The sequence below is a fragment of the Vibrio sp. 704 genome, from assembly GCF_033339295.1.
This window is the reverse complement of the sequence record NZ_JAWOUH010000106.1, coordinates 1-1,111: the sequence shown is the minus strand read 5'-3', so window position 1 is coordinate 1,111 and position 1,111 is coordinate 1. Positions and strand designations below refer to the sequence as shown.

1 protein-coding gene and 1 pseudogene are annotated in these 1,111 nt (G+C 46.6%); both read right to left on the bottom strand.

Going from position 1 to position 1,111, the window contains the following annotated elements:
- Positions 1–299: pseudogene (locus tag R7R24_RS24765) on the bottom strand (molecular chaperone); the annotation flags it as partial.
- Positions 300–384: 85 nt separating this feature from the next.
- Complete coding sequence (locus R7R24_RS24760) at positions 385–1,011, bottom strand: hypothetical protein (protein WP_005483333.1); 627 nt, start codon at positions 1,009–1,011, stop codon at positions 385–387.
- Between the last annotated feature and the right edge of the window lie 100 nt (positions 1,012–1,111).

The following is a 1,111-nucleotide window of genomic DNA, read 5'->3' as shown; positions in this document are numbered from 1 at the left end:
GGATCTTCTAAATAGCGGTTCAACGCTGCCTGCCCAAACGCGATGTCTTCTGGCTCCAGCTCGATGCTCTCTTCTCGGTTCAAGTTGATTGCGCGGCGCAGTACCTGCTCTCCAACTTGATCAAACGGTTTGATGTCACGGTGACGAAACAAATGCTCAGACACAGACTCACGAGTCGGAGCTGCTAGGGTGGAAGGAATGAACGGGCTATCCCCTTCAAGATTTAGCAAAACAGGCTCGCCTGATTCCATTTTTGCCACTGAACAGTTTGCAGTGCCATAGTCAAAGCCAATATACATGAGTCCTCCCACTGACGAAAAAAAGGTCGGCAATGCTAACTCAATGGCACATGAATTACTTCTCAAACGGTAGAGCGATTCTCGCTTATTCGCTTTCGGACGTTTCTTTTTTCATGGCAGGTAACACGACGGCTAACAATAACGCTAATAAAAGAAAAGCAGGCGTGAGTTTCAACCCTTGCCAAATTGAGTACGTGTCGTGAAACAGCCAAAAAATTCCTATCGTTAACAAGTAAGCAAAATAGCTGCTGAACACTAAACTCATGGCGACAAAACGCGTGCGATTGATGATGAGGATTCGCACTAAATATTGGCTGAGTAAACTCGCGCAATGCATCGCCAATTGCCAGTTGATGATAAAAAAAGCCAGAGAAACAAACCCAGCTACCAGCATGGCGTCGTGCGTACTAACAATAAAGTAGCTGCCGAAACGGCTCATCATAACAGGATAATTGCCTTCGTAGACGATGGACCAAGAGATCGCATTCGCCACTGCAATATAATTGGCAAAATAGGCAATAGCATAGAAAGTCGTGCGGGAACTAAAAGGTTGAAATACGTCCGCACAATAGCCGCGCCATTCTTCTTGATTAGCGGTGGGGCCAACCCAATTGCGTTTGTGGTCTGGGAGTCGCTCGGCAAATGCAGGGCCATTTCGAAACAGTAGCCAGAAAATATACAGCGCCAATGCAATCAACAGTATCGTCAACATACTCCCCCCTTAGAAATGTCTGTGCCACTGCCGTTGCTATTGAGGTCGTAAACTGCACTTCCCTAATTGTCATCGTCATCGCTAATGTCACACATCGCTT

Bases quoted from the DNA above. Each gene is read 5' to 3' on its own strand.
- R7R24_RS24760 (WP_005483333.1), bottom strand. From the start codon at position 1,011: ATGTTGACGATACTGTTGATTGCATTGGCGCTGTATATTTTCTGGCTA.